Annotated in this window: 29 protein-coding genes; 20 read left to right on the top strand and 9 right to left on the bottom strand. The window is 29.0% G+C overall.

What is annotated here, in order from left to right; all coding sequences use genetic code 11:
* The 12 genes from B5G32_RS02975 to B5G32_RS02920 all read left to right on the top strand — a co-directional run bounded on the left by B5G32_RS02975 (position 1) and on the right by B5G32_RS02920 (position 10,524).
* Positions 1 to 693, top strand: coding sequence for a Bax inhibitor-1 family protein (locus B5G32_RS02975; RefSeq protein ID WP_087935810.1), 693 nt, complete (start codon positions 1 to 3; stop codon positions 691 to 693).
* Positions 694 to 750: 57 nt separating this feature from the next.
* A complete protein-coding gene (gene dnaX / locus B5G32_RS02970; RefSeq protein ID WP_087935809.1) occupies positions 751 to 2,565 on the top strand; it encodes a DNA polymerase III subunit gamma/tau in 1,815 nt (604 codons plus the stop codon).
* Between the two features lies 1 nt (position 2,566).
* On the top strand, positions 2,567 to 2,872 hold the full coding sequence (locus tag B5G32_RS02965; protein ID WP_087245067.1) for a YbaB/EbfC family nucleoid-associated protein: 306 nt from the start codon (positions 2,567 to 2,569) through the stop codon (positions 2,870 to 2,872).
* Positions 2,872 to 3,465: a recombination mediator RecR gene (recR, locus tag B5G32_RS02960; RefSeq protein WP_087245066.1), complete on the top strand. Its 594-nt coding sequence runs from the start codon at positions 2,872 to 2,874 to the stop codon at positions 3,463 to 3,465. Before B5G32_RS02965 ends, recR begins: the two co-directional genes overlap by 1 nt.
* A 55-nt stretch (positions 3,466 to 3,520) precedes the next feature.
* Positions 3,521 to 3,679, top strand: coding sequence for a pro-sigmaK processing inhibitor BofA family protein (locus B5G32_RS02955; RefSeq protein ID WP_224759505.1), 159 nt, complete (start codon positions 3,521 to 3,523; stop codon positions 3,677 to 3,679).
* Positions 3,680 to 3,748: 69 nt separating this feature from the next.
* A complete protein-coding gene (gene tmk / locus B5G32_RS02950) occupies positions 3,749 to 4,372 on the top strand; it encodes a dTMP kinase (RefSeq protein ID WP_087245064.1) in 624 nt (207 codons plus the stop codon).
* Entirely contained in the window at positions 4,369 to 5,322 is a 954-nt protein-coding gene (locus B5G32_RS02945; protein WP_087935807.1) for a hypothetical protein, read from the top strand. Before tmk ends, B5G32_RS02945 begins: the two co-directional genes overlap by 4 nt.
* Positions 5,323 to 5,334: 12 nt before the next feature.
* The gene (locus B5G32_RS02940; protein WP_087297260.1) at positions 5,335 to 6,165 is read left to right on the top strand and encodes a PSP1 domain-containing protein; all 831 of its coding nucleotides are present in this window, start codon (positions 5,335 to 5,337) and stop codon (positions 6,163 to 6,165) included.
* Positions 6,146 to 6,880: a tRNA1(Val) (adenine(37)-N6)-methyltransferase gene (locus tag B5G32_RS02935; RefSeq protein ID WP_087297259.1), complete on the top strand. Its 735-nt coding sequence runs from the start codon at positions 6,146 to 6,148 to the stop codon at positions 6,878 to 6,880. The genes B5G32_RS02940 and B5G32_RS02935 overlap by 20 nt, the downstream gene beginning before the upstream one ends.
* A complete protein-coding gene (gene rsmI / locus B5G32_RS02930) occupies positions 6,873 to 7,727 on the top strand; it encodes a 16S rRNA (cytidine(1402)-2'-O)-methyltransferase (RefSeq protein ID WP_087935806.1) in 855 nt (284 codons plus the stop codon). The genes B5G32_RS02935 and rsmI overlap by 8 nt, the downstream gene beginning before the upstream one ends.
* 66 nt (positions 7,728 to 7,793) lie before the next feature.
* Positions 7,794 to 8,717, top strand: a complete 924-nt coding sequence (gene pfkB / locus B5G32_RS02925) for a 1-phosphofructokinase (RefSeq protein WP_087245758.1) — start codon at positions 7,794 to 7,796, stop codon at positions 8,715 to 8,717.
* Complete coding sequence (locus B5G32_RS02920; protein WP_087935805.1) at positions 8,707 to 10,524, top strand: PTS fructose transporter subunit IIABC; 1,818 nt, start codon at positions 8,707 to 8,709, stop codon at positions 10,522 to 10,524. Before pfkB ends, B5G32_RS02920 begins: the two co-directional genes overlap by 11 nt.
* Positions 10,525 to 10,678: 154 nt before the next feature.
* Here B5G32_RS02920 and B5G32_RS02915 read toward each other — a convergent pair whose 3' ends face one another.
* A complete protein-coding gene (locus B5G32_RS02915; RefSeq protein WP_087935804.1) occupies positions 10,679 to 10,885 on the bottom strand; it encodes a hypothetical protein in 207 nt (68 codons plus the stop codon).
* Positions 10,886 to 11,063: 178 nt separating this feature from the next.
* Positions 11,064 to 12,251: a C40 family peptidase gene (locus B5G32_RS02910; protein ID WP_087935803.1), complete on the bottom strand. Its 1,188-nt coding sequence runs from the start codon at positions 12,249 to 12,251 to the stop codon at positions 11,064 to 11,066.
* A 195-nt stretch (positions 12,252 to 12,446) separates the two neighbouring features.
* On the opposite strand from B5G32_RS02910, the gene B5G32_RS02905 reads away from it, so the two are divergent.
* On the top strand, positions 12,447 to 13,481 hold the full coding sequence (locus B5G32_RS02905) for a glycoside hydrolase family 25 protein (protein ID WP_087245766.1): 1,035 nt from the start codon (positions 12,447 to 12,449) through the stop codon (positions 13,479 to 13,481).
* 90 nt (positions 13,482 to 13,571) lie between these two features.
* Complete coding sequence (locus B5G32_RS02900; RefSeq protein ID WP_087304682.1) at positions 13,572 to 14,453, top strand: YitT family protein; 882 nt, start codon at positions 13,572 to 13,574, stop codon at positions 14,451 to 14,453.
* A 31-nt stretch (positions 14,454 to 14,484) separates the two neighbouring features.
* On the opposite strand, the gene B5G32_RS02895 is transcribed toward B5G32_RS02900, so the two are convergent.
* From B5G32_RS02895 to B5G32_RS02880, 4 genes are read right to left on the bottom strand one after another with little or no spacing between them, the layout of a single operon-like run.
* Positions 14,485 to 15,018: a ferritin-like domain-containing protein gene (locus B5G32_RS02895; protein ID WP_087245771.1), complete on the bottom strand. Its 534-nt coding sequence runs from the start codon at positions 15,016 to 15,018 to the stop codon at positions 14,485 to 14,487.
* A 42-nt stretch (positions 15,019 to 15,060) separates the two neighbouring features.
* Positions 15,061 to 15,564, bottom strand: coding sequence for a GNAT family N-acetyltransferase (locus B5G32_RS02890; RefSeq protein WP_087245773.1), 504 nt, complete (start codon positions 15,562 to 15,564; stop codon positions 15,061 to 15,063).
* The gene (locus tag B5G32_RS02885; RefSeq protein ID WP_087245775.1) at positions 15,555 to 16,061 is read right to left on the bottom strand and encodes a GNAT family N-acetyltransferase; all 507 of its coding nucleotides are present in this window, start codon (positions 16,059 to 16,061) and stop codon (positions 15,555 to 15,557) included. Before B5G32_RS02885 ends, B5G32_RS02890 begins: the two co-directional genes overlap by 10 nt.
* Before the next feature lie 9 nt (positions 16,062 to 16,070).
* Positions 16,071 to 16,991 (bottom strand): aldo/keto reductase, encoded by a 921-nt coding sequence (locus B5G32_RS02880; RefSeq protein WP_087935802.1) that lies wholly within the window; start codon positions 16,989 to 16,991, stop codon positions 16,071 to 16,073.
* A 68-nt stretch (positions 16,992 to 17,059) separates the two neighbouring features.
* On the opposite strand from B5G32_RS02880, the gene B5G32_RS02875 reads away from it, so the two are divergent.
* The 4 genes from B5G32_RS02875 (at position 17,060) to mreB (ending at position 20,036) form a co-directional block, all read left to right on the top strand.
* Positions 17,060 to 17,263: a DUF1146 family protein gene (locus B5G32_RS02875; RefSeq protein WP_087245779.1), complete on the top strand. Its 204-nt coding sequence runs from the start codon at positions 17,060 to 17,062 to the stop codon at positions 17,261 to 17,263.
* Between the two features lie 26 nt (positions 17,264 to 17,289).
* Positions 17,290 to 18,192, top strand: coding sequence for a stage II sporulation protein D (gene spoIID, locus B5G32_RS02870; protein ID WP_239386178.1), 903 nt, complete (start codon positions 17,290 to 17,292; stop codon positions 18,190 to 18,192).
* Positions 18,193 to 18,223: 31 nt separating this feature from the next.
* Positions 18,224 to 18,859, top strand: coding sequence for a M23 family metallopeptidase (locus tag B5G32_RS02865; protein WP_087245781.1), 636 nt, complete (start codon positions 18,224 to 18,226; stop codon positions 18,857 to 18,859).
* A 187-nt stretch (positions 18,860 to 19,046) separates the two neighbouring features.
* Complete coding sequence (mreB, locus tag B5G32_RS02860; protein ID WP_087245783.1) at positions 19,047 to 20,036, top strand: rod shape-determining protein; 990 nt, start codon at positions 19,047 to 19,049, stop codon at positions 20,034 to 20,036.
* Positions 20,037 to 20,240: 204 nt separating this feature from the next.
* Here the strand turns inward: mreB and B5G32_RS02855 are convergent, their stop codons facing one another.
* Together B5G32_RS02855 and B5G32_RS02850 are read right to left on the bottom strand one after the other, a co-directional pair.
* Positions 20,241 to 20,468 (bottom strand): hypothetical protein, encoded by a 228-nt coding sequence (locus B5G32_RS02855; protein WP_158093961.1) that lies wholly within the window; start codon positions 20,466 to 20,468, stop codon positions 20,241 to 20,243.
* A 129-nt stretch (positions 20,469 to 20,597) separates the two neighbouring features.
* Positions 20,598 to 21,155 (bottom strand): hypothetical protein, encoded by a 558-nt coding sequence (locus B5G32_RS02850; RefSeq protein ID WP_087935800.1) that lies wholly within the window; start codon positions 21,153 to 21,155, stop codon positions 20,598 to 20,600.
* 656 nt (positions 21,156 to 21,811) lie between these two features.
* On the opposite strand from B5G32_RS02850, the gene B5G32_RS02845 reads away from it, so the two are divergent.
* Both B5G32_RS02845 and B5G32_RS02840 read left to right on the top strand, forming a co-directional pair.
* A complete protein-coding gene (locus B5G32_RS02845; protein WP_087935799.1) occupies positions 21,812 to 22,591 on the top strand; it encodes an HAD-IIB family hydrolase in 780 nt (259 codons plus the stop codon).
* A complete protein-coding gene (locus B5G32_RS02840; protein ID WP_087935798.1) occupies positions 22,592 to 23,380 on the top strand; it encodes a Cof-type HAD-IIB family hydrolase in 789 nt (262 codons plus the stop codon).
* 260 nt (positions 23,381 to 23,640) lie between these two features.
* Here B5G32_RS02840 and B5G32_RS02830 read toward each other — a convergent pair whose 3' ends face one another.
* Positions 23,641 to 24,066 (bottom strand): acyl-CoA thioesterase, encoded by a 426-nt coding sequence (locus B5G32_RS02830; protein WP_087935796.1) that lies wholly within the window; start codon positions 24,064 to 24,066, stop codon positions 23,641 to 23,643.
* Positions 24,067 to 24,265 lie beyond the last annotated feature (199 nt).

The raw sequence follows: 24,265 nt of genomic DNA, 5'->3' as shown, positions 1-24,265 counted from the left end.
ATGGATCAAAAGATGTTAACGAAACAAATGAATTATGAAAAATTCTTGTCTGAAGTTATCAAATGGGTTTTCTTTGGCGTAGGCATAACGGCTATAACTTCCATATTAGTGATTTTTTCTGGGATTATCTATGCTTTAATACCTTTTTATTTTCCAGTTTTAATAATTTCAGTTATTATTGAAATCGCATTTGTATGGATATTAAATAAAAAGATAGACAAACCTATAGATGAATTATCATTTTCATCTGTGAAAAGATTTTTTATCTTATATTCAATTGTTAATGGTGTTATTTTTTCATTTATATTAGCATCAGTTTCTATTTATATAACAGCTTTAGCATTTGCTTTAACATGTGCTTATTTTGGTTTGTTATATACCATTACAAAATATACGACTTCAAGTTTTTCAAATATCGCTAAAGTCTGTATATCAGTATTACCAGTCATGATTATTGGTTATATCATTTTATTGTTTATTCAGGCACCAATGCTTTATTATATTATTGTTTTTTTAGATTTATTAATTTTTACAGGTATTACTTTATATGATTTCAAGATGATTTCGACAATGTATGAACAATCGTCAGAAGAATACCAAAAAGGATTAATATTGTTTTGTGCTTTTGAACTGTATTTGGATTTTGTTAATATCTTTATTGATATTTTAATGTTAATCATGGATAATAATTAGATATCGAAAGATATCTTTTTTTATGTTATAATGTGACAAGACAAGGAGTTGATAGAGGTGGCATATAAGACATTATATCGTGTTTATCGTCCGCAAAAGTTTGAAGATGTTGCTGGACAAGAACATATTATTACAACTTTAAAACATGCTGTTGATGAAAATAAAATTGCTCATGCTTATTTATTCTGTGGTCCACGAGGAACTGGAAAAACAACAATTGCTAAATTACTAGCAAAAGCTGTTAATTGTACAGGTTCTCCTAAACCATGTGATCAATGTGAGAATTGTCAACAGATAACTTTAGGTACGCATCCAGACGTTATTGAAATTGATGCTGCCAGCAATAATGGTGTTGATGAAGTGAGAAATCTTATTGAAAAGGTCAAATACGCACCAACACAAGGAAAATATAAAGTTTATATTATTGATGAATTTCATATGATGTCACCAGGTGCTTCAAATGCTTTATTAAAAACATTAGAAGAACCTCCAACTCATGTTATATTTATTTTTGCAACAACAGAACCACACAAAATATTACCGACAATTATTTCTCGATGCCAAAGATTTGATTTCACTAAATTAAGCATTCAAGATATTGTTCATCGTATGAAAGATATTATTAATGAGGAACATTATGAATGTGATGATGAGGCATTGGAATTGATTGCAAAACTGGCTGATGGTGGAATGCGTGATGCATTGTCTATTTTAGAACAATGTCTTGCTTATAATGATCAACATTTAACTGTAAAAGATGTGAATCAGATATATGGAATTGTTTCTTTAGAAAATAAGATTGATTTTATAAAAACAATTCTTTCTAAAGATATGAAAAAAGCTTTATCATTATTAGATGATATGAAAATGAATGGAACAGATATTAAAAGATTAACATTAGATTTAGTTGATATTTTAAAAGATGTTGTTATTTATCGTAATACACATGATGAATCTATTTTATTTGTTTTATCTAAATATTACTTAGATTTAATTGTACCGTATATGGGTTGTGAAGAAGCATTAGATTTTATTGATATTTTAATGGATGCCAGTGAAAAATATGCGAAAGTAATCAATCCTTCCGTTTATTTTGAATTAGCTATTTTAAAAATGTGTAATCAAATAAAAGATGAAAAAGTTATTCATATGGAAACTGTAAAAGTACCTGAACAGCCTATTCAACAACTTAAACAAAGTGATGTGATTATAGAGGACCATCATGATGTTGAAGAAGATCATCATGATGTGATAGAAGAGCCTGTTCAAGAAGAGATTATTGATGAAAGCATTGATGATTCATCTTTAGAAAGTCATGAAAATGATGATATTCCCACTTTTGAATTTGAACAAAAACAGGATATTGAGCCAACTGTTGATGATGAAATTCAGGTAGATGAAGCTGATATTATGAATATCCTTGTTCAAGCCAAAAGAACAATATTGGAAAGTATTCAAGAAAGATGGCCAATTATTAAAAGATATTTAGCTAATCTGAACATGGCTAAAAGTGCAAGTATGTTATGTGATGGAACAGCAGTAGCTGCATGTGAAGGTGGACTTATTATTTCTTTTGAATATCAGCCATCTGTTAATGCTGTTAATTATTATAAGAATTATAAACAGTTAAGTGCTTTTCTTAGCGAAGTTTTAGGAAGTGAGTATCGTTTTATTGCGATTCAGCAGGATGAGTGGTTGAAAATGCGTAGCCATTTTATTGAATTAAAGAGAAAAGGTCAATTACCTCAACCTCATGAATTAACATTAAAGCATATAGATAGTCATGATTTAGATCATGTTGATATGACTGAAGCACAAGAATTTGCGATTCAATTATTTGGAGAAGATATTGTAGAATTTAAGGAGGATTAATATGAATTTTGGAAATCTATTACAACAAGCGCAACAAATGCAACGTAAAGTCAATAAAGCAAAGAAGGAATTTGATGAAAGAGAATTTGAATTCAATAGTCAGGATGATTTGATTGTTGGAAAGATGAAAGGGAATCTTTCTATTATTGAATTACATATTGCACCTTCTTTAATGCAAGAAGATCAGGACAATATGGAAGCTTTATTAATGGCAACTATTAATCAAACAATAGCTAAAGTTTCTAAAGAAAGGGAAGATACATTAAATCAAGTTACCAATGGTGTTGATGTATCAGCATTTCTATAATGGAATATCCACAAAGTTTTGAAGAACTGGTTGAATGTTTTAAAATGTTACCAGGTATTGGAACAAAAGGAGCTGAACGACTTGTTTATCATGTTCTTTCAATGGATTTACAACAAGTTGAAAGATTCTCAGATGCCTTATTAAATTTGAAAAAACGAATTCATTATTGTAAGAAGTGTGGACATATTTGCGAAGGAGAAATATGTGATATATGTCAGGATCCAACAAGGGATCAGACAACTATTTGTGTGGTAGAATCACCTAAAGATGTTTTTGCAATGGAAAAATTGAAAGAATATCATGGATTATATCATGTATTACATGGAACTATATCCATTATGGATGGTAAAACAATTGATGATTTAAATATTCATTCTTTGTTTGAACGTCTCAATGACAATATTAAAGAAGTTATTATTGCTACAAATCCTACACGTGAAGGTGAAACAACAGCTTTATTTTTAGCTAAACTTCTTTCAAAAGAGAATATTCCAGCTTCTAGAATAGCTAATGGATTACCAATAGGAAGTAATTTAGATTATGCTGACGAATTGACTTTATTAAAATCATTAGAAGGAAGAAAAAAAATCTAATCATCTCATATATTAAAATGAGGTGATTTTTTTGTTGAAAGGAACACGCATTTTTATGAGGTTGCTTATGGCAACTATTTCAATTTTTATATTTAATGCTTTTTCCTCAATAACTCATTTAACTTTATCACTCAATATATTTAATATTCTTATTATTTCTATATTTGATATTTTTGGCTTTATACTTTGCATTGTTTTAAGAGTTGTCCTTTAATTGTCAAGAAATAAAACTTTATCTTTGGATTAATTTTTTATATAATAGAGAAAGAAATGAGGTGTTAATATGTCAGGCGTTTTTATTTCTTTTGAAGGTGGAGAAGGTAGTGGAAAGACAACTATTGCCTCAATGATTAAAGAAGCGCTTACAAAAGAAGGGTATCATGTTGTTTTAACAAGAGAACCTGGTGGTGTTGAAATTGCTGAAAAAATTCGTGATATTATACATGATGTAAAATATACAAATATGGATAGAAAAACAGAAGCTTTACTCTATGCAGCAAGTCGTAGACAGCATCTAGTTGAAAAGGTTATTCCAGCATTAGAAAAAGGATATATTGTGATTTGTGATCGCTATGTTGATAGTTCAATGGTTTATCAAGGTATTGCTAGAGGGATTGGTATTGATGAAGTTTATCAGATGAATTTATTTGCGACTGAAAACATTTTACCAAAGCGTACAATCTTCTTTGATATTTTACCGGAAGATGGACTCCAACGTGTATATGCAAATAAGGATAGAGAAGTAAATAGGTTGGATTTAGAGAATATTGATTTTCATCGAAAAGTTTATCAAGGTTATTTAACTTTATGTGATAAATTTCCTGAGCGTATTGTAAAAATAGATGCTTCACTAGATGTAAATCAAGTTTTTAATCAAGTCTTATCAAGAATTCAAGAAATTCTATGAGTTATAAAGAAATCTTAAAACAACAACAACCTATTTTATATCAGATTATTTCAAAAAGCTTTAAAAACAATAAAATTCCACATGCTTTTTTATTAGTAGGGAAGAATGCTCGACAACCAGCTCATTTTATTGCGAAAAGTTTGATTTGTGAAAATGATGTTCTCGCATGTGATCATTGCAATGAATGTAGACGTATTGATGAACATAATTATGGGGATTTTATTTATTGTAATGGACTTGAAGAAACAATTAAGAAACCACATATTGAATATATTCAAGAACAATTTTCTAAATCTGCTTTAGAAGGAAAGTCAAAAATATATTTAATGGAAAATATTGAAAATTCAACTATTGAAGCAATGAATAGTTTATTAAAAATGCTTGAAGAACCAACTTCAGGTGTTTATGCTATTTTTACTTGTCAAAACTTAAATCGTGTTTTACCTACGATTCAATCAAGATGTCAAGTTATTCAATTATTACCTGTTTCTCAAAAATCACTGAAAGAAGAGTTAAAGGGAGATGACATCTTGGAAGATGATATCAATATTTTATCTGAATTGTTTACAAGCTATGATGAATGTCAAAAATATATTGAATCTGATATGTTTGAAAAACTAAAGCTTGAAGTTTATCATTTTATTGATGATCTTTATTTTCACAGAGATAATTTAATCATTAATGTTCAGACTCATTTATTAAAAGATTTTAAAGAAAAAGAGAACATTCAATTATTTTTGAATATGCTTGTTTTAGCATTAAGAGATTTGTTTCACGTGAAACATTCTATGAATCTCACTTATCCATCTTTTTTAAGTTTATATAAAAGAATAAATGATAGTGATGAAAATATTATTAATAAAATTGATTTGATTTTAAATACAGAATATTTATTGAGTACAAATGCCAATGTTATGTTGTTAATGGATAGTATGATGTTTAGAATATAGAAAGGAGAACTTATGGAAGAAAGATTAGCTCTTATTCGTTTTAATAATGTTGGAAAATCTTATTATTTTTCAACTGATTTAGATCTTTATAAAGGTGATAAAGTCGTTGTAGAAACAATAAGAGGGTTGGAATTAGGAGAGTTGGTATCAAATTTAAAACATATTTCTGAATTTAATCTTGATACTGAACTAAAAAAAATTAAAAGAGTTGCAAATCGTGCGGATTTGGAATTATTTGTTTATAATCAAGCAAAGGCTGAAAAGTCTTTAGAAATATGTAAAGAGATTGTCAAAGAGTATGATTTGGACATGCATTTAGTAAGTTGTGAATATACACTTGATGCTTCAAAAGTTATATTTATGTACACTTCTGAAACACGTGTAGATTTTAGAGAATTGTTGAAAGAGTTGGCAAGTGTTTTTAAATGTCGTATTGAATTAAGACAAATTGGACCTCGTGATAAATCTAAGATTGTGGGTGGACTTGGATCATGTGGTTTACCACTTTGCTGTTCATCATTTTTAGGAGAATTTGATGGTGTTTCTATTAATATGGCAAAAAATCAGATGCTTGCAATCAATATTGATAAGATATCAGGAGCATGTGGAAGATTGCTTTGTTGTCTTAAATATGAAGATGATACATATACAAAGGAAAAACAAAGATTTCCTAAAATTGGTTCAAAAGTAAAATACGATAATAAAATTGTAAAAGTGACTGGTTTAAATGTAATAAGTGATTTAGTCAAAATTGAACATGATGGTAATATTTCATTTGTATCATTAGATGAAATTCAAATATTACCACCAAGAGAGCATAAACATGAACCAAGAAGTCGTTAATTATTTATTGGCTTATGAAAATATGCAGATTATCCAAAGAAAAGATATGTTTAACTTTTCTTTGGATACTGTTTTATTAGCTCACTTTTGTACAATTAATAAAGATTTAGATGAAATTATTGATTTTGGAACGAATAATGCTGCCATTCCTCTTTTGTTGAGTTTAAGAACTGACAAGAAAATAAAGGGGATTGAAATACAAAAAGAAGCTGTAGATTTGGCTTTGAAGAATGTTCAATTAAATCATTTAGAGAATCAGATTAAAATTATACATTCAGATATTAAAGATTATGTAAAGAATGCTTCTAAAGTGAAATTGGTTGTATGTAATCCGCCATTCTTTAGGGTTGATGAAAGAAGTAATCTTAATGATAATGAGTTCCTTAAAATAGCTCGTCATGAAATTAAAATAAACTTAGAAGAAATTATTCAATCAGCAGCAAGAATTTTGGATAATAAAGGACGTTTTGCAATGGTTCATCGTCCTGATCGTATGATTGAAATTATTAATATCATGCAAAAATATGATATTGAACCTAAACGTATTCGCTTTGTTTATCCTAAAATTGGAAAGGATTCTCATATCTTTTTAATTGAAGGTATGTATAAAGGAAATAAAGGACTGAAAATTGAATCACCATTATATGCTCATAATGATGATGGTAGTTATACGAACGAAATAAGAAAAATGTTTGGAGAAGATATCAATGAATAGACAAAAAAGTTTTGAAAATTCATTACCTACACTATATATTGTAGCGACACCTATTGGTAATTTGAATGAAATGACTTATCGTGCTATACAAACTTTAAAAGAAGTCGATTATATTGCTGCAGAGGATACACGCAATACTATTAAATTATTAAACCACTTTGACATTTCAACAAAACTTGTTTCTCATCATGAACATAATTTAATGATTGCAATACCTAAAATTATTAATGATTTAAAGAGTGGTTTGAATATTGCATTGGTTAGTGATGCTGGATATCCGGCAATTAGCGATCCAGGCTATGAACTTGTTAAAGAAGCTATTCGTGAAGGATTTAATGTTGTACCAGTTTCAGGTGCTAATGCATGTTTAGATGCATTAGTTGTTTCAGGTATTGCTCCTCAGCCATTTATGTTTTATGGTTTCTTAGATAGGAATGATAAAAATAAGAAGAAGGAGTTAGAAAAACTTAAAAACTATAGAGAAACAATTGTTTTTTATGAAGCACCACATCGTATTAAAAAGACACTAAAATTGATGTTAGAGATTTTAGGAAATCGTTCAATTGCATTATGTAGAGAATTAACTAAGAAGCATGAAGAAATTAATCGAGGAACAATTGAAGACATATTATCTGTTATAGATGATATGAAAGGTGAAATGGTCATTGTTGTAGAAGGTAATCAAGAAAAAAATGTAGAAGATATAAAAACTTTTGATCAGAGTATTGAAGAACATGTTGAAGAGTATATCGAAAATGGTTTAACTACTAAGGATGCTATTAAAGCAGTAGCAAAAGAAAGAGGTTTATCTAAAAATATTGTATATAATGAATATCATAAAAAATGAATATAGAAATATATTCTTTTTTTTATATTTTATGTATAATAAACATATAAAAAAGGAGGAATAAATATGATTTATACAATAACATTTAACCCATCAATTGATTATATTGTTGAAGTAGATGATTTTCAACTAGGGAAAGTCAATAGAACAGCAAATGAATATATTTTAACTGGTGGAAAGGGAATTAATGTTTCAATCGTTTTAAATAATTTAGGAATTGAAAGTCAGGCATTAGGTTTTATTGCAGGATTTACAGGTTCCTATATTCAAAGTCATTTAGAAGAAAATGGTATACATACAGATTTTATTGATGTTCAAAATGGTTATTCACGTATTAATTTTAAAATGAAAAGTCATGAAGAATCAGAGGTTAATGGAAATGGACCAATGATTAATGAAACTGATTTAACAAAGCTTATTGAAAAAATAAAAAAATTAAACAAAGGGGATATACTTGTTTTATCAGGAAGCATACCAAAATGTATATCTGATGATATTTATGCTCATATTATGAAAGAGATTAATCATTTAGGAATAAAAGTTGTTGTTGATGCAACAGGAAATTTATTAATGAATGTATTAGAATATAAACCATTTTTAATTAAACCTAATAATCATGAATTAGAAGAAATGTTTCACGTGAAACTTTCTAATCAAAAGGATATTGTTAAATATGCTAAAAAGCTTCAAGAAATGGGTGCAAAAAATGTATTGATTTCAATGGCAGGAGATGGAGCACTCTTTGTATGCGAAAATGGAAAAGTCTATTTTTGTGATGCACCTAAAGGTCAAGTTGTCAATTCAGTAGGTGCTGGAGATTCAATGGTTGCAGGATTCATTGCAGGATATGTCAAAACTCAAGATTATCTACAAGCTTTTAAAATGGGAGTAGCAACAGGAAGTGCAAGTGCATTTTCAAAAAACTTAGCGACTGCTGATGAAGTTGAACTTTTATTAAAAACAATTAATGAGGTCGAATATGAATATTAAAGATTTATTAAAAGAAGATAGTATTATTCTTAATTCAAATGCTAAAGATAAAAATGAAGCGATTCATGAAATGGTAGAAAAACACTTTCAATGTGGACATATCAAAGATAAGTTTATTTTTGAAAAAGCTATCTTAGAGAGGGAAAAGATATCATCAACAGGAGTAGGTAATTTGATAGCAATACCTCATGCTCAAAGTGAAACAGTTTGTTATCCTTCTTTAGTAGCAATGGTTAACAAAAATGGTATAGATTATGATGCATTAGATCAAAAGCCAGTCTCTCTCTTTTTTATGATTGCAGTACCTAAAGATGGTGGATCACAGCATTTACAGATATTAGCTCAACTATGTCAAATGTTAATGGAAGAAGATATGGTTAAGCAATTGATTAATAGTCAAGATGAACAAGAGTTTATTCATTTATTATTTCAAAATATGGATACAATGAAAGATCACAATGTTGTTCAAAATAATATTGATCTAGTAGCTGTAACTGCATGTCCTACAGGAATAGCACATACTTATATGGCAGAAAAAGCATTAATAGAGAAAGCAAAAGAAATGAATATATCCATAAAGGTTGAAACAAATGGAGCAAGTGGTATTCAACATAAATTAACAAAAGAAGATATAGAAAAGGCAAAATGTGTTATTGTAGCGGCAGATAAGAAAGTGGAGATGGAAAGATTTCAAAATAAATATGTTATTCAAGTTCCTGTGACAAAAGCGATTGATCATACTGAAGAATTATTAAAAAACGCATTACAGCAAAAAGCTGAAATTTATCATGGCAAAGAATTATACAAAGAAAGTAATGAAAAGGGGACTAGAAAAATATATCAACATCTCATGAATGGTATATCACAGATTATACCTATCTTAATGATTTCAGGTATATTAATGAGTTTTATTCCATACTTACAGAATATGGATGTTGATCAGGAATATTTAACTATCATATATTATATTGCATCACTTGCTATTAATATTGCAATTCCAATAACCAGTGCTTTTATTGGTGATAGTATAGCAGGAAAACAGGGATTTGTTGTTTCTTTGATTTCATCCATCTTTTTGATTAATGTGCAGGGTAATATTATAGAAGGGATTTTAGTAGGATTCATAGGTGGATATCTAGCATTAGGCTTATCACATTTGTTTTCATATTTACCAAAGGATTTACAAAGTTTAACTCCAAATTTATTTGTACCTATTATAGGAACAACAATATTAAGTTTTCTCATTTATATGTTAGCCCCATATTTTATTGATTATGTCAGTTTATTGAATCAAAATCTAGATAGTATTGTAGTTGTTATTATTGGTGCAATCTTAGGTATGATGATGTCCATTGATTTAGGTGGTCCAATTAATAAGATTGCTTATACAATAGGTATTATCGGTATCTTTACAGGTAGATATGATATGATGTCAGCAGTTATGTTAGCTGGTATGATGCCACCATTGATCATATGGTTAACAATGTTAACAACAAAAGTTTTTGATCAAGAAGATAAACAAAAGAAATGGTCTTGTTTATTAAATGGATTGTGTTTTGTCAGTGAAGTAGCTATTCTATATATGAAAAAATATAAAAGCGCTGTTAAATATCCATGTATTATAGCATCAAGCATAGCTGGCGCATTATCAATGTATTTTCAATGTGGTCAAGCTTTCCCACATGGTGGTATATGGACCATATTCCTCATTAATAATCCAATTTATTTTATCTCTAGTTTAATGATTTCACTGATCATAGGAACACTATTAATCGTTATAATGAATAAATTAAAACTAAAAGCATAAATTGCTATATGCAATTTATTGGAATAAAAAAGAAGCTGTGACAAAATATCTTTTTAAAAATTGATATGTTCAGCTTCTTTTCTTTAATTTGAATTTTGATAAAAAAATAATAGTATCTTCAAAATTGATTCTCTTTGTTTTTTATAAATGACTTCTATTTATTTATGTTCTTTAATATAATAAAACCAAAAGTAATGATTAAGATAATGATGGTAATCTGCATAGCTAAAATTTGTTTAAGAATATAGTCAGTACCATTCATGTTTGATATAAAACTATAAACAATTTCTTTACCTAAAATGATGTTGAGTATTATACTTAAAAAAATTTTAACACCAGTATTATTCAATAATTGTTTCATAGTGTCACCCCATATCTACTTTTTACAATATAATTTTAAAATCTCTATACTTATTATAGAAGATTTATCACGATGATGAAGAATATATGTATTATCAATGAAATGAAAAAGGGTAATGATGATCAAAAAAATGATTTTCATTACCCTTTTTGTAGACTATTGGATATTTATTTTGCTATTAATATAATCTTCTATAATTATAAACATATCTTTCCCAGTATCCAGATAATGGGGCAGTTTTAACACATTGATCAGGATATTGTCCAACAGTTCCAGAACCTTCTCCAGAAGCATGAACAAAACTTCCACCACCAATATAGATACCAATATGAGCAACACCACTACCATAACTAAATGTAATGACATCACCAGGTTGTAATTCTGATCGAGAAATAGCTTTTCCACTACCAGCATATCCTGCAGCAGTTGTACGACCAAGACTTACGCCAGCTTGGTTATAAGCCCAATAAACTAAACCAGAACAATCGAAATAATTAGGACCATTTGCACCCCACCAATAACGACAACCCCATCTTGTTAGAGCTTTTTGAGCAATGGCATTTCCTACGGCTGAATCACCTGGAACATATGATCCACCACCGCCACCACCACTAGGAGCACGAGAAATCAATTCAGATAAAGCTGCATCAATTTTCTTTTGTGCAGAGGAAACTTCTTTAGATTCTTGTTGACTATCTTTAATTTTTTCTTGTTGTGCAGTTTTCAGTTCTATGTATTTTTCTTGTAAAGCTTCCTGTGATTTTTTCTGTGATTCTAAGTTTTCTTTAGCTGTTTCTAGAGACTTTTGTTGTGTGTCAAGATTTTGCTTTTGTTGTGTGAGTTCTTCTACTAACTCTTTTTCATAAGCTGTAATATCATTAACACTTCCTATACGTGAGAAGAAAGTTGAGAAATCTTCAGAACCAAATAAGAAATCTAAAACCCAGTTAGAGTTATATGTTGTTTGCATAACATATAAACGTTCTCTCATTTGTTCTTCTTTCTTTGCAATGTCTTTCTTTATTTTTTCGATTGATTTTAACATATAATCAATTTCTTTGTTTTTTTCATCTATTTGAGAATTTAAAGTTTCGATCTTTTTAGATACTTCTTCAATGTTATCATTAGTTTCACTTAAATCATCTTTTGTATCTTGAATCTCTTCTTTTAAATCTTGATTTTTTTCTTTTAAATATTTGTTAAATTCCTGACATACTTTTTTATTAGAATTTGTTAGATTTGAAGAACAAATTTTAATATATTTATCTTCCTGTCCTTCAAAATCAGTCGCATGAACATCTATTGGAAATAGACTCATAGCAAATACTGAACAAAAAGCTAAAAAACTTATACCTAATTTTTTCATTCAATTAATCACCTCTGTAAAAAACATTATAACATAAAAAACTCTAAAAAAAATACCAATTCATAGAATTTATGAAAGTCAGTATTCATACATGTTTATATATTATAAAGCATATAATAGAAAGTCGTTATAACTATGGCAAATGTGGAGGCATTTTTTTTATAAGAACATATTGTATCTTGAGGAGGTGAGTTAATGGTTAAAGATGGTATTGATGTTTCACAATATCAAGGTGAAATCAATTGGGAACTTGTTAAAAATCATATTGATTTTGCAATTTTGAGATGTGGCTTTGGACAGGATTTGCCTGGACAAGATGATCCTACTTTTAAACGTAATGCTGATGAATGTACAAGATTAGGTATTCCTTTTGGTGTTTATCTTTATTCATATGCCACTGATGAAAGGGCGGCATTATCAGAAGCTAGACATGTTATGAGACTTATTCAAGATTATCAGATGGAATATCCTATTTATTTGGATTTAGAAGATCCGAGTATAGGAAGATTAACAAATGATCAAATTGAAAAAAATGCAAGAGTCTGGGCTGATGAGCTTGCTAAACATAATTATTTCCCAGGATTCTATGCTTCATATTATTGGTGGACAACAAAACTAACTGGTCCAACATTTAAAAGATATACAAGATGGGTTGCTCGCTATGCTGAAGAATTAGGAGTAGAAGGATTTGATATGTGGCAATATACGAATCATGGTTTTGTTGAAGGAATAAGTGTACCTGTAGATAGAAATCATTCATATCGTGATTTTCCAACAGAAATTAAAGCTGGTGGATATAACAACTTCAATGTTGAAACAAACCCAGAACCTGCACCAGAACCAGAAGTACCACAACAAAACTATCAGGTAGGAGATCATGTAACATTTAATCATGTTTTTATCTCTTCAGACAGTAGTGTTCCTTTAGTTCCATATATGAATCATGGTACTATTACAAGAGTTGTTCCTAATGCGAGAAATCCATACTTGATAGGAAATGGTCTTGGATGGGTGAATAATGAAAGTATTACAGGAACTCTCAGATATTTATCTCATCCAACATATCGTGGAGATTCATTGGTAGATGCTTTGAGTCAGATAGGAGTTGATTCATCTTTTGCATCGAGAAAAGATTTAGCACAAAAAAATGGAATTGAGAACTATACTGGTAGTGCCAGACAAAATTTAGAATTATTAAGACTCCTTCAAGAAGGTCGCTTAAAAAGTTAAGGTATTGCTGTAAAGCGATACCTTTTCATATTGTATTTATGTTTGTACAATAGTATAATAGAGGCGTTTTAAAGGGGAGAGTGAAATATAATGGTTTATGCCAAGACAAGAAATGAAAAAGAATGGAAAAAACATATTACTTCGTTTATATGTGTACTTGTTGCTTCCATTATTATGTCTATCAATATAAAATCATTTGTTAGAGCAGGGGATTTGATACCAGGAGGATTTACAGGTTTATCATTATTGATTCAAAGATCATGTAGTGTTTTTTTTCAATTAGAATTACCTTATTCTCTTATTAATATTTCATTAAATGCTGTACCAGCATTTATTGGATTTAAGATAATAGGAAAGAAATTTACAAGTTATTCAGTGCTAATGATTGTTCTCAATTCATTTTTAGTCGACTTAATACCAGTCACACCTATTACATATGATCCATTACTTGTATCAGTTTTTGGAGGTATTTTAAATGGTATAGCTATTGTCATTGCATTATATGGAAAAGCATCAAGTGGAGGTACTGATTTTATTGCTGTCTATTTATCAAATAAATTAAAGAAACCATCATGGAATTTTGTATTTGGAATTAATGTTGTTATTTTAACAACAGGAGGTTTCTTATTTGGATTTGAAGCAGCCATGTATTCAATTATATTCCAGTTTGTTTCAACACAAGTCATAGAAAGATTACATCGTAGAGATCATAAAGTGACTTTATTAATTATTACAAAAGATGGAGAAACAATTGGACAAGAGTTATTAGAATATACACATCATGGTGTAACACAATTTGAAGGACAAGGATGTTATTTAAAAGAAAATAAAACAATGTTATATACTGTTGTTGGAGCAGATGAAGTGAAAGATGTAGTTCATTTGATTAAAGCATTAGACCCACATGTTTTTATTAATATTATCAACTCTGAAGGTGTAACAGGAAGATTTTATCAAGAACCTATCGAATAAGAAAAGGAAGGTTTATATAGATTTCGTATTTCTATATAAATCTTCCTTTTTCTATTTCGGAACTATTTTGTAAATATTCATTTAAAAAGTATTCAAAAATTTGAATGTGTAATTCTTCATCCTCAATAATACGATGCAAAATCTTTTGGATTGTTCTTTCTTTTATACAGGTTATTTGTTGTTGATATATAGCAATTGTATTTTGTTCTTGAATAATCGCATTTTCTAATAAAGATTTTAAATGACTAGGATAGACATTATATCCAGGTGACCAGTATTCTAGACAACCTTGCTGACAATCCCAAAGTCGAGGATCTGCACCTAAATGATAAGCTAAATGAGCAAAGATATCTAAATGATGCATTTCAACAATACTGATTTTTTCCATTGCTACAGATAATTCAGGCCAAACGTCTTTTAAAATAACATGATTATAAAAATAAAGACTAACAGCATTCATTTCCGAATAGAGTCCAGCTAAATTAGATAACATTAAAGATGCATATTGTGGATTTTCCTTTATATCAGTCATTTCTGGATAAGGTTTGTTGATAAAGTAGTTCATAAAATAACCTCCATACTTCTACTGTATGAAGGTTATCTATAATTATTCTAATATTTTTTCAAAACCGATACGCAAGTCACCACTTAATAGAGTAATTTCTCCACATTGATGAAAACCATGTTTTTGTAAAAAACGTTGCATAGATAAATTATCTTCATGGGTATCAATGCGGATACTATGAATATGGTTTTGTTGACATTCATGAATAGCATATTCTAATAACTGATGAGCTATATTTTGACCCTTATGACTTTCATCTACAACTATTCGATGAATAACAGCATAAGGCTTATGATGAGTTAACCATTGTCCCTGAATCTTTTGATAAGTTGGCTCGTCTTCAATAGCAAAATACATTGTTCCAATAATATCATGATCTTCAATAACATAACTATTATTCTTTTGAATATCTTCAATAATATCTAAAGATTGAGGGTAACCATCTTGCCATTGATCAATATTTTGTTGTTTAAAATAATTTTGAGCTTGATGAATAAGTGTCATAATTCTTTGTACATCATCAAGATGAGATTTTCTTATTTCCATGTTGTTCTCCTTAAACTATAAATGATGACATCATGATATTGAAAGTTCTTATAGACATGTTCAAATAAGTAACCTTCTTTTTCAAAATGATTCCATTCTAAAACACGACATGATGCTTTATTTTCTACAAAGACTTCAGCATAAATTTTATGAATATGATAACATTCAAAAACATGCTGACAAAATAAACGTACAGCTTGTCGCATGATACCACGATGAGCATAAAGTGGATTTAACCAATATCCTAATTCACAATTATGGACGTAAATATCATTATGCAAAGTTCCACCAATACAACCTACACAAATACCATCTACAACAATTCCAAAATCTAGACCATGATTTTGTAAAGAATGAGTAATAAAAGACATAGCATGATCTAATGTATATGGATAGGGAAAAGTATTTCTTAAATACGTACCAATACTTTTTTCATTAGCATGATATGCTAATTGACAGGGATCAATTTGATCTAAAGTTTTTAATTCAATAATCATAGACTCTCCTTAAGGAAGAGGCTTATCACTCGCAAGGTAAAGATCGTACCATTGTTGACGTGTTAAATGAATATCACACGCTTGGACCATTTCTTTTAAATGAGCAGGTGAAGTTGTTCCCATAATAGGTTGCATACAAGCTGGATGACGAAGTAACCATGCAATTGCGATAGCACTCTTTGTCACATGATATTCATCTGCTAGTTTTTCCATGATAGAATTAAGTTTTTCATAGTTAGGATGATCAATAAAACATCCTTCTGTCCATGATGCCTGTACAACACTCCAAGGTTGAATCGTGATATCATGTAAACGACAATAATCTAAAACACCACCATCTTTATCTTGAGCCCATGATTCTTTCATATTCATATTCATTCCTGAATCAATCATAACAGAATGTACAATAGATAACTGTAATTGATTAATAATTAATGGGTGTTGAGTATATTTTTGTAAAAGTTCTATTTGTAAAGGTGTATGATTAGAAACACCAAAATATTTCACTTTTCCACTTTCATATAATTCATCAAAAGCTTCAGCAACTTCTTTTGGATCACATAAGGCATCAGGACGATGCAATAATAAAATATCAATATAATCAGTTTGTAATCTTTTTAAAGAATTTTCAACACTTGTTAAGATATGCTCCTTAGAAAAATCATAGCGTTTCCCTGGAACAATTCCACATTTTGTTTGAATAATCATTTTTTCACGATATTCAGGGTGCTTTTTTAAAACTTCACCAAAAATTTCTTCTGATTTTCCTCCACCATAAATATCAGCATGATCAAAAAAGTTAATACCTGCATCTAAAGCAGTTTGAACGAGTTCTTCGACTTGTTCTAGGCTTTTATCAGCAATACGCATACAACCTAAAGCTAAACGAGAAGCCTTTAAATCTGTTTTTGATATTTGAAAATATTCCATAAATTAGTCCCTCCTGTTGTTATTATATAAAATAATGATTATAATGTAAAAGAAAAAGAGGTGTTTCCATGTATCATATTGTTAGTATTATCGTGTATATTGTTTCGATTACTCTTGCTATGATTGGTTTAAGCTGTTTTCGCTTTGATCAATACATCAGAAAAGGTAAAGAAAGAGAATTTCATATTTTCTTTATTGTTACATCAATAGCTTTAGGTTATTTATTTGCATCTTTTATATTGGATTTTGGAAGTTTAAGTTTTCAATTCTAAATAAGAAGTTTTCAACATATATATGAATGATGAAAAAAATATATGTAAAACTTCTTTTTATATTTTCTATTTTATTAGTGATCGGTTGTTTTCATTATCAGGATGCAATGGTTTGGATTCATTCAAAATATCAAGTGAAAACAAAGGAAAAAAATGTACAAGTTCAAATGTCTGATCAGGTTGTATCCATCCCATTAGAAGAATATCTTATAGGAGTTATTGCCGGGGAAATGCCAGTCAGTTTTGAAAAGGAGGCGCTCAAGGCACAGGCAGTAGCCAGTCGTACTTTTGTATTATCAAGGAATTTAAAAGTTGATAATACAACCAATTCACAGGTTTATTTAGATGATGATGAAATGAAGAAAAAATGGGGAAAACAATATGCACAAAATAAACAGAAAATAGAAGAAGCAATTCAAGAAACAAAAGGCGAAGTTATGACATATCGGGGAGAATATATTTCTGCATTGTTTTTTTCTAGCAGTAATGGCAGAACTGTTAATAGTGAAGATTATTTTACGGGAGAAGTGGCCTATCTTAAATCGGTTGATAGTCATTGGGATACAAGTATTGATCCTCATAATACAAGGAGTCAGACTTTTACCAAACAACAATTAGCCAATATATTTAATGTTGTTCCTGAACAAATCAAAATCACATCCCATACATCAAGTGGCTATGTTGACAAAGTCACTATTAATCAAAAAACATATACAGGTAGAGAAATCAGAGAAAAACTATCGCTACCATCTTCGTGTTTTCAAATTCAGTTTTCATCAAAAGGTTATACTTTTATTACGCATGGCAATGGTCATGGTGTTGGTATGAGTCAATATGGTGCTCAAGCTATGGCTTTAGAAAAGAAAAGTTATAAAGAGATTTTACATCATTATTATCAAAATATTGAAATTGAAAGTATAGACTCTTAACTTTTGTTCATACTTAAGTTGAGGTGAAAACATGAAGAAAAGATCTTTTCATTATAAGAAGATATTAGGAATCTCACTAGCTTTAGCTTTATTTTTAGGTGGTATTGGGATTGTTCAAAATATTTTAGATGAACGTACTCAAAATTTTGAAGATGAAACTGTTGTCAAAGTGGATGAAAATCAGACAAAAGAAAACAAAACTGAAGAAAAGAAAGTAGAAACTTTAAAATCACCGGTTAAAGATGGTATAGGAATAGTGAGATATTATTATGATAAGGATGATGATGCCACAAAGCAAGAACAGTCCTTAATATTATTTGAAGATGTTTATCGTCCTAATCAAGGTATTGACTATGCCAATAAGAATGAAAAATTTGATGTGTTGGCAGCTATCAGTGGTACTGTTACAAAGAAAACAAATGATCCTGTACTTGGCTGGGTTATCACTATTACCAATAGTGATAATATTTCTACAACTTATGAATCATTATCAGAAGTATCAGTAGAATTAAATAAAGAAGTCAAACAAGGTGATGTGATTGGTAAAAGTGGTGAGAATGTTTATGAAGCTGACTTAAAAAATCACTTACATTTTATTCTTCAAAAAGGAGATCAATTGTATAATCCAGAGAAATTTATTGGACAGACACTTGATATGATTAAATAAAATTTAGGTTCTTAGGAATCTAAATTTTTTTAAAATATTCACATAAATTTCATACATTTGGTATATTATCATTGAGGAAAAGAAAGTGTTTTGAAAAAGATAAAAATTATGTTGATATAGAAATAATTTTTTCTTGTAATTAATAGGAAAAATGATACAATAGAAATGCTTATAGGAGGAATGTTCAATGAAATTATCAAAGGAAATTGGTATTGACTTAGGAACAGCTAACATTCTTATTTATGTCAAAGGTGAAGGTATTGTTGTCAATGAGCCTTCTGTTGTAACTATCAATACTGAAACAAATAAACCTATCGCAGTAGGAGAAGAAGCCAGAGATATGCTTGGAAAAACTCCAGGTAAATTTCAAGCTATTCGTCCTTTAAAAGATGGGGTTATCGCAGATTTTCAAATTACTGAAATATTATTAACTCATTTTATTAATAAACTTAACTTAAAAGGAGTTTTCTCAAGACCAACTATCTTAATTTGTTGTCCATCAAATATCACTTCAATTGAAAAGAGTGCTATTCAGGATGTTGCATTAAGATGTGGAGCTAAACGTGTTTATATCGAAGAAGAACCAAAAGTAGCTGCTATTGGTGCTGGATTAGATATTTCTAAACCATCAGGAAACATGGTTGTAGATATCGGTGGTGGAACAACTGATATTGCAGTTCTTTCATTAGGTGATATCGTTACAAGTACATCTTTAAAGATTGCTGGAGATAAAATGGATGCTGAATTAATTAAATATGTTAAAGATAAATATAAATTATTAATTGGTGACCGTACAGCAGAAGAAATTAAGATGACAATTGGTAGTGCTTATGAAGCTGATCCAAAAGAAGTAATGGATGTAAGAGGTAGAGATTTAGTTACAGGATTACCTCATACAATTCAATTGAATGCTAAAGAAACTCAAGAAGCTTTAGAAGAATGTTGTATGACAATTTTACGTTCTACAAAACAAGTTCTTGAACAAACACCACCAGAATTATCAGCTGATATCGTTAATAAAGGTATTTTCTTAACAGGTGGAGGAGCTTTACTTCATAACTTAGATAAATTCTTAGAAGAAGGATTAGGAGTTCCTGTATTTGTGGCTGAAAATGCTCTTGACTGCGTCGCTGAAGGATGCGGTGTTATGTTAGAAAACACTCAATATTTACAATAGTTAATAAAAGAGGCTGTAACGAAATAGCTTTTAAGAGTGAATGCGTACAGCTTTTTTATGTGAATTTTGAGAATAAAAAATGATAAACTTATGATATGAAAATGGACAATGATGATCATTGCCCATTTTTATTATGACTTAAAAATATTTGGTTGAGTTATTTTTAATAATGTCTTCATTGACAAAATCAATCATAGAATATTATTAAACCTTAATTTTTAACTTTTTATAAATTAGGAAACCAAAATAACCAAAGATCAACAATGATAAAATAGAATCAAACACAATAGCAATCATATTATTTGTTCCATTAAATACTTCCAATAATAGAGGTATACTGACTGCAAATCCTATTAACAATCCCCAAATACAATGAAACCATGATTTTGGAAAGAAAACAAAACCTATAAATAAAACAATCATTAGCAACATAACTGAATCATTCATAAACGAAAAGTGATATTCGCCGTTTTGCTAGAATAGTGCTAAAAGACCTAAAACACAAATTCATAAATTATTCATCTTAGGACTCATAAATTTCATAAAACCACCATCCATATCTTAGACTAATTCATCTTTACTGCGCATTAATTCTTCACTGCCATTTTGATAAGTTTGTATAATTTGCTGATGGTATTTTTCATATATGTTGATCATTTTTGTAATATACGGATTCACTATGTCTTGAATATTTTTTATATTTTCAAAATCTGAACTGTTCTGTATATTTGAACAGTCAACATATCTTCTAATCCAAAAATCATCAGTTTTGATAAATACATATATACTTTTTTTACCGTATATCCATAATGAAGTGCTACTCATCAGCTCAACTTCACATTCATATCCTTCATATTTCCAATTATATTCATGTTGTTTCTTATTATAATCATTTATATACGCTTTAGAATCTCTTTCCTTTAGAAAATAGATGTACTCTGTATCATCTTGTAATGAAACACCAACAGGGTCATTTTCCTTATTATAAATAAAATCAAAGCCATCATAATTCTCCACGAAATACGGATTATAGTCATTATATCTCCATAATTGTGAAAACAAAAATCCAATTATCAAAAGACTCATAAAACCTAAAACTATTATTATACGTTTTTTCATATTACATTTTTACCTCGACAAGCTTTATTCCCATTATCCTACTATTTTTTATAAGTTTTTTAGAAAGTTTAATCATTGAACTATAGCTCATAAGAGCTATATATAAGTTATAATCATCAAGTTTAAAATAGTAGAACTTATTTCTATATGAATAATTATTATTTTCCACCATAGTATTAGCAAAATCATCAATCAATTTATTTGAATCATAGAATTGTTTTCCATTGAAATGATATAATTAAATATTATGAATGGATACATCTTTTTCTAAGTATTCTTCAACTGAATGATTACAATATGAGTGAAATATACTGCATTGATCATTGTTATAAGAATATTCATAATATTATCAATAGTCATAGAGAAATTTTAATTATTTCTTCATACAATCTTATATGTCATTTTTACCTTTATGACTGTATCTATAATGGAAAGAACTGCCTTTTTTTCGTACCATCCTTCCTTGGCATATTATTCTTTTTCTATTTCAATTATACTATGATATATATATTGACTCAAATATAAAATCAATTCTATAAATAGTTTAAATATCTTTTATCATTTATAAAATATTGAAAATAATAGTTTTTTCTTTATCTGTAAAAAAATAGATTTTTTATATGATTTTGTTAAAATAGATGACTGAGGTGATAAAGATGGGGAAAAAGAAATATTTTTTCTTTGATATTGATGGAACTTTAGCTGTAGGAACACCAGGAGATCAATATGTTCCTGAATCAGCGAAAAAAACAATTAAAGAATTAGAAGCAAAAGGACATTTTGTTGCTATTGCGACAGGAAGAAGTTATGCAATGGCAGTCAATCATATGAAAGAATTAGGATTTAAAAATATGGTGAGTGACGGGGGAAATGGAATCACTATCAATGAAAAACTAATTGAAATCAAACCTTTAGATTATGATAAGTGTCTAGCGTTAATTGATGAATGTAAAGAAAAAGGATTCATTTGGGCAATATCACCAGATAATGAAACAAGACGTTTAGCACCAGATAATCGCTTTTATGATTTTACACATGATATTTATATGGATACAGTTGTTGAAGAAGGCTTGGATCCAAGAAATTATGATCAAATTTATAAAGTTTATGTGGCTTGTTTTTCTCCAGAAGAAGAAAAACTAGAAACTTTAAAGCAATTACCTTGGTGTCGTTTCCATAAAGAATATTTATTTGTTGAACCAGGAGATAAATCAGTAGGAATTAAAGCTATTGTTGATCATTTTGGTGGAGATTATCAGGATGTTGTTGTTTTTGGTGATGAGAAGAATGATTTGAGTATGTTTCGTGATGAATGGACTTCTATTGCGATGGGAAATGCTATTGATGAATTAAAAGCAAAAGCAACATATATTACAGATGCTGCTGATAAAGATGGCATTTATAAAGCATGTCAGCATTTTGGATGGGTGGATTAAATGAGTAGGAAAATTATATTTTTTGATATTGATGGAACATTGTTTTGTCCAGAGTTAGGACGTATTACTGATGAAGTGAAAAATGCAATGAAATCAGTTCAAAAGCAAGGACATTTATGTTTTGTTGCAAGTGGTAGACCTTATGGATTCATTGCTGAAAATGTAAAGGAAATAGGATTTGATGGATATGTACTGGCAAATGGAGCTAATGTGAAATATCATAATAAAGATTTAACTGCAAGATATTTAAATCCAGAAAAGGTTAAAGAATTGACTGAGTGTTTAAAGTCTAAAAATATTGAATATATTTTGCAGACACCAACACTTTGTTATTTGAATCAGTCAAACCAATGTTTATTAGATTTCTATTCTCATTGTAATATAGATTTTCATAATTTATGTTATCAATATGATGAAGAAGATATTATAAAAAGAACAGTTAAAATGGAAGCATGGACAAAAAATCAGGAAGAGTTAGATTATGCGATTTCATGTTTTCAATCTTTTTCTTACGAATTGCATCCAGATCATCATAGCTTAGAAATTTATTCTAATGAAGTATCTAAGGCAACAGGTATATTAGATGTCTTACATGAATTAAATATTGATATTAAAGATAGTTACTGTTTTGGGGATGGTCCTAATGATGTAGAAATGTTTGAAACAGTTGGACATCCTATTGCGATGGGAAATGCTATTGAAGATATTAAAAAAAGAGCAGAAATCATATGTCCAAGTGTTCAGGAAAATGGAGTGGCTATACAATTAGAAAAGATGTTTAATGAATAACTGGCTATCAAAGCTAGTTTTTTCGTATTATTGATAATATAAAAAGAGCAGAAACATTCTGCTCATATAAAATCTACATAAATAATATCATTGCAAACATAAAAAGTAAGGATATACTGGCAACTAATAGTGCAAAGTTAAAGCCAGTTTTTTTGTGTACTTCATTTTTAATGCCAAAAGCTAATGAAAACACAAAGAGAAAAGGCAAAATAAACCAGGTAAGATATATCAATGTATGAAAGCCATCAGTTTGAAAGAGTTCACTCAACATTGTTTGTATCCTCGTTAAGAAGTTGAACAAGAATTTGATCTAATTCAGGTAAAAATCTTTTTAAAATAATTGGTCTACCATTTTGATTAAGAAAACAATGTAAACTTTTCCCAATAGCTACAATGTCATCATTGACTTTCATCGTATATTCTATTTCTAGACGTGTTCCCTTATATGCAGAAACCTTTGTTTCAATGTTAATAAGATCAGGGAAAGTCGTACTTTTTTTATAATCACATTGAATGCCTATAACAGGAGAACTAATACCTAATTCTTCCATCTTATCATAACCAAAACCAATATGATTTAAAAAATCAATACGCGCTTCTTCCATAAAACGAATGTAATTAGAATGATGTGTAATTTGCATTTTATCGGTTTCATAATATTGAACTTGATGTGTATATGTGTGCATAATCTAATCTATACTCCTTTACTTTTTTATTATAATGAATTTATTATATATATTCAAATTGATTTTGATAAAAAAGTTTAATATTTATGAACTTTATTTTAAAAATATGAAATTTATTGTTGCATTAGGGGTAGAAATATGTATAATAAAGTTGTTTGATTTTTTGAATTTAAAGTTTAGTATAGTGACATGGAGGTTT

The organism is Massilimicrobiota sp. An80, assembly GCF_002159255.1.
Lineage (GTDB): Bacteria > Bacillota_I > Bacilli_A > Erysipelotrichales > Coprobacillaceae > Allocoprobacillus > Allocoprobacillus merdigallinarum.
Note: the sequence above shows the minus strand (reverse complement) of the source record. Positions and strands in the feature narration are given on the sequence as shown.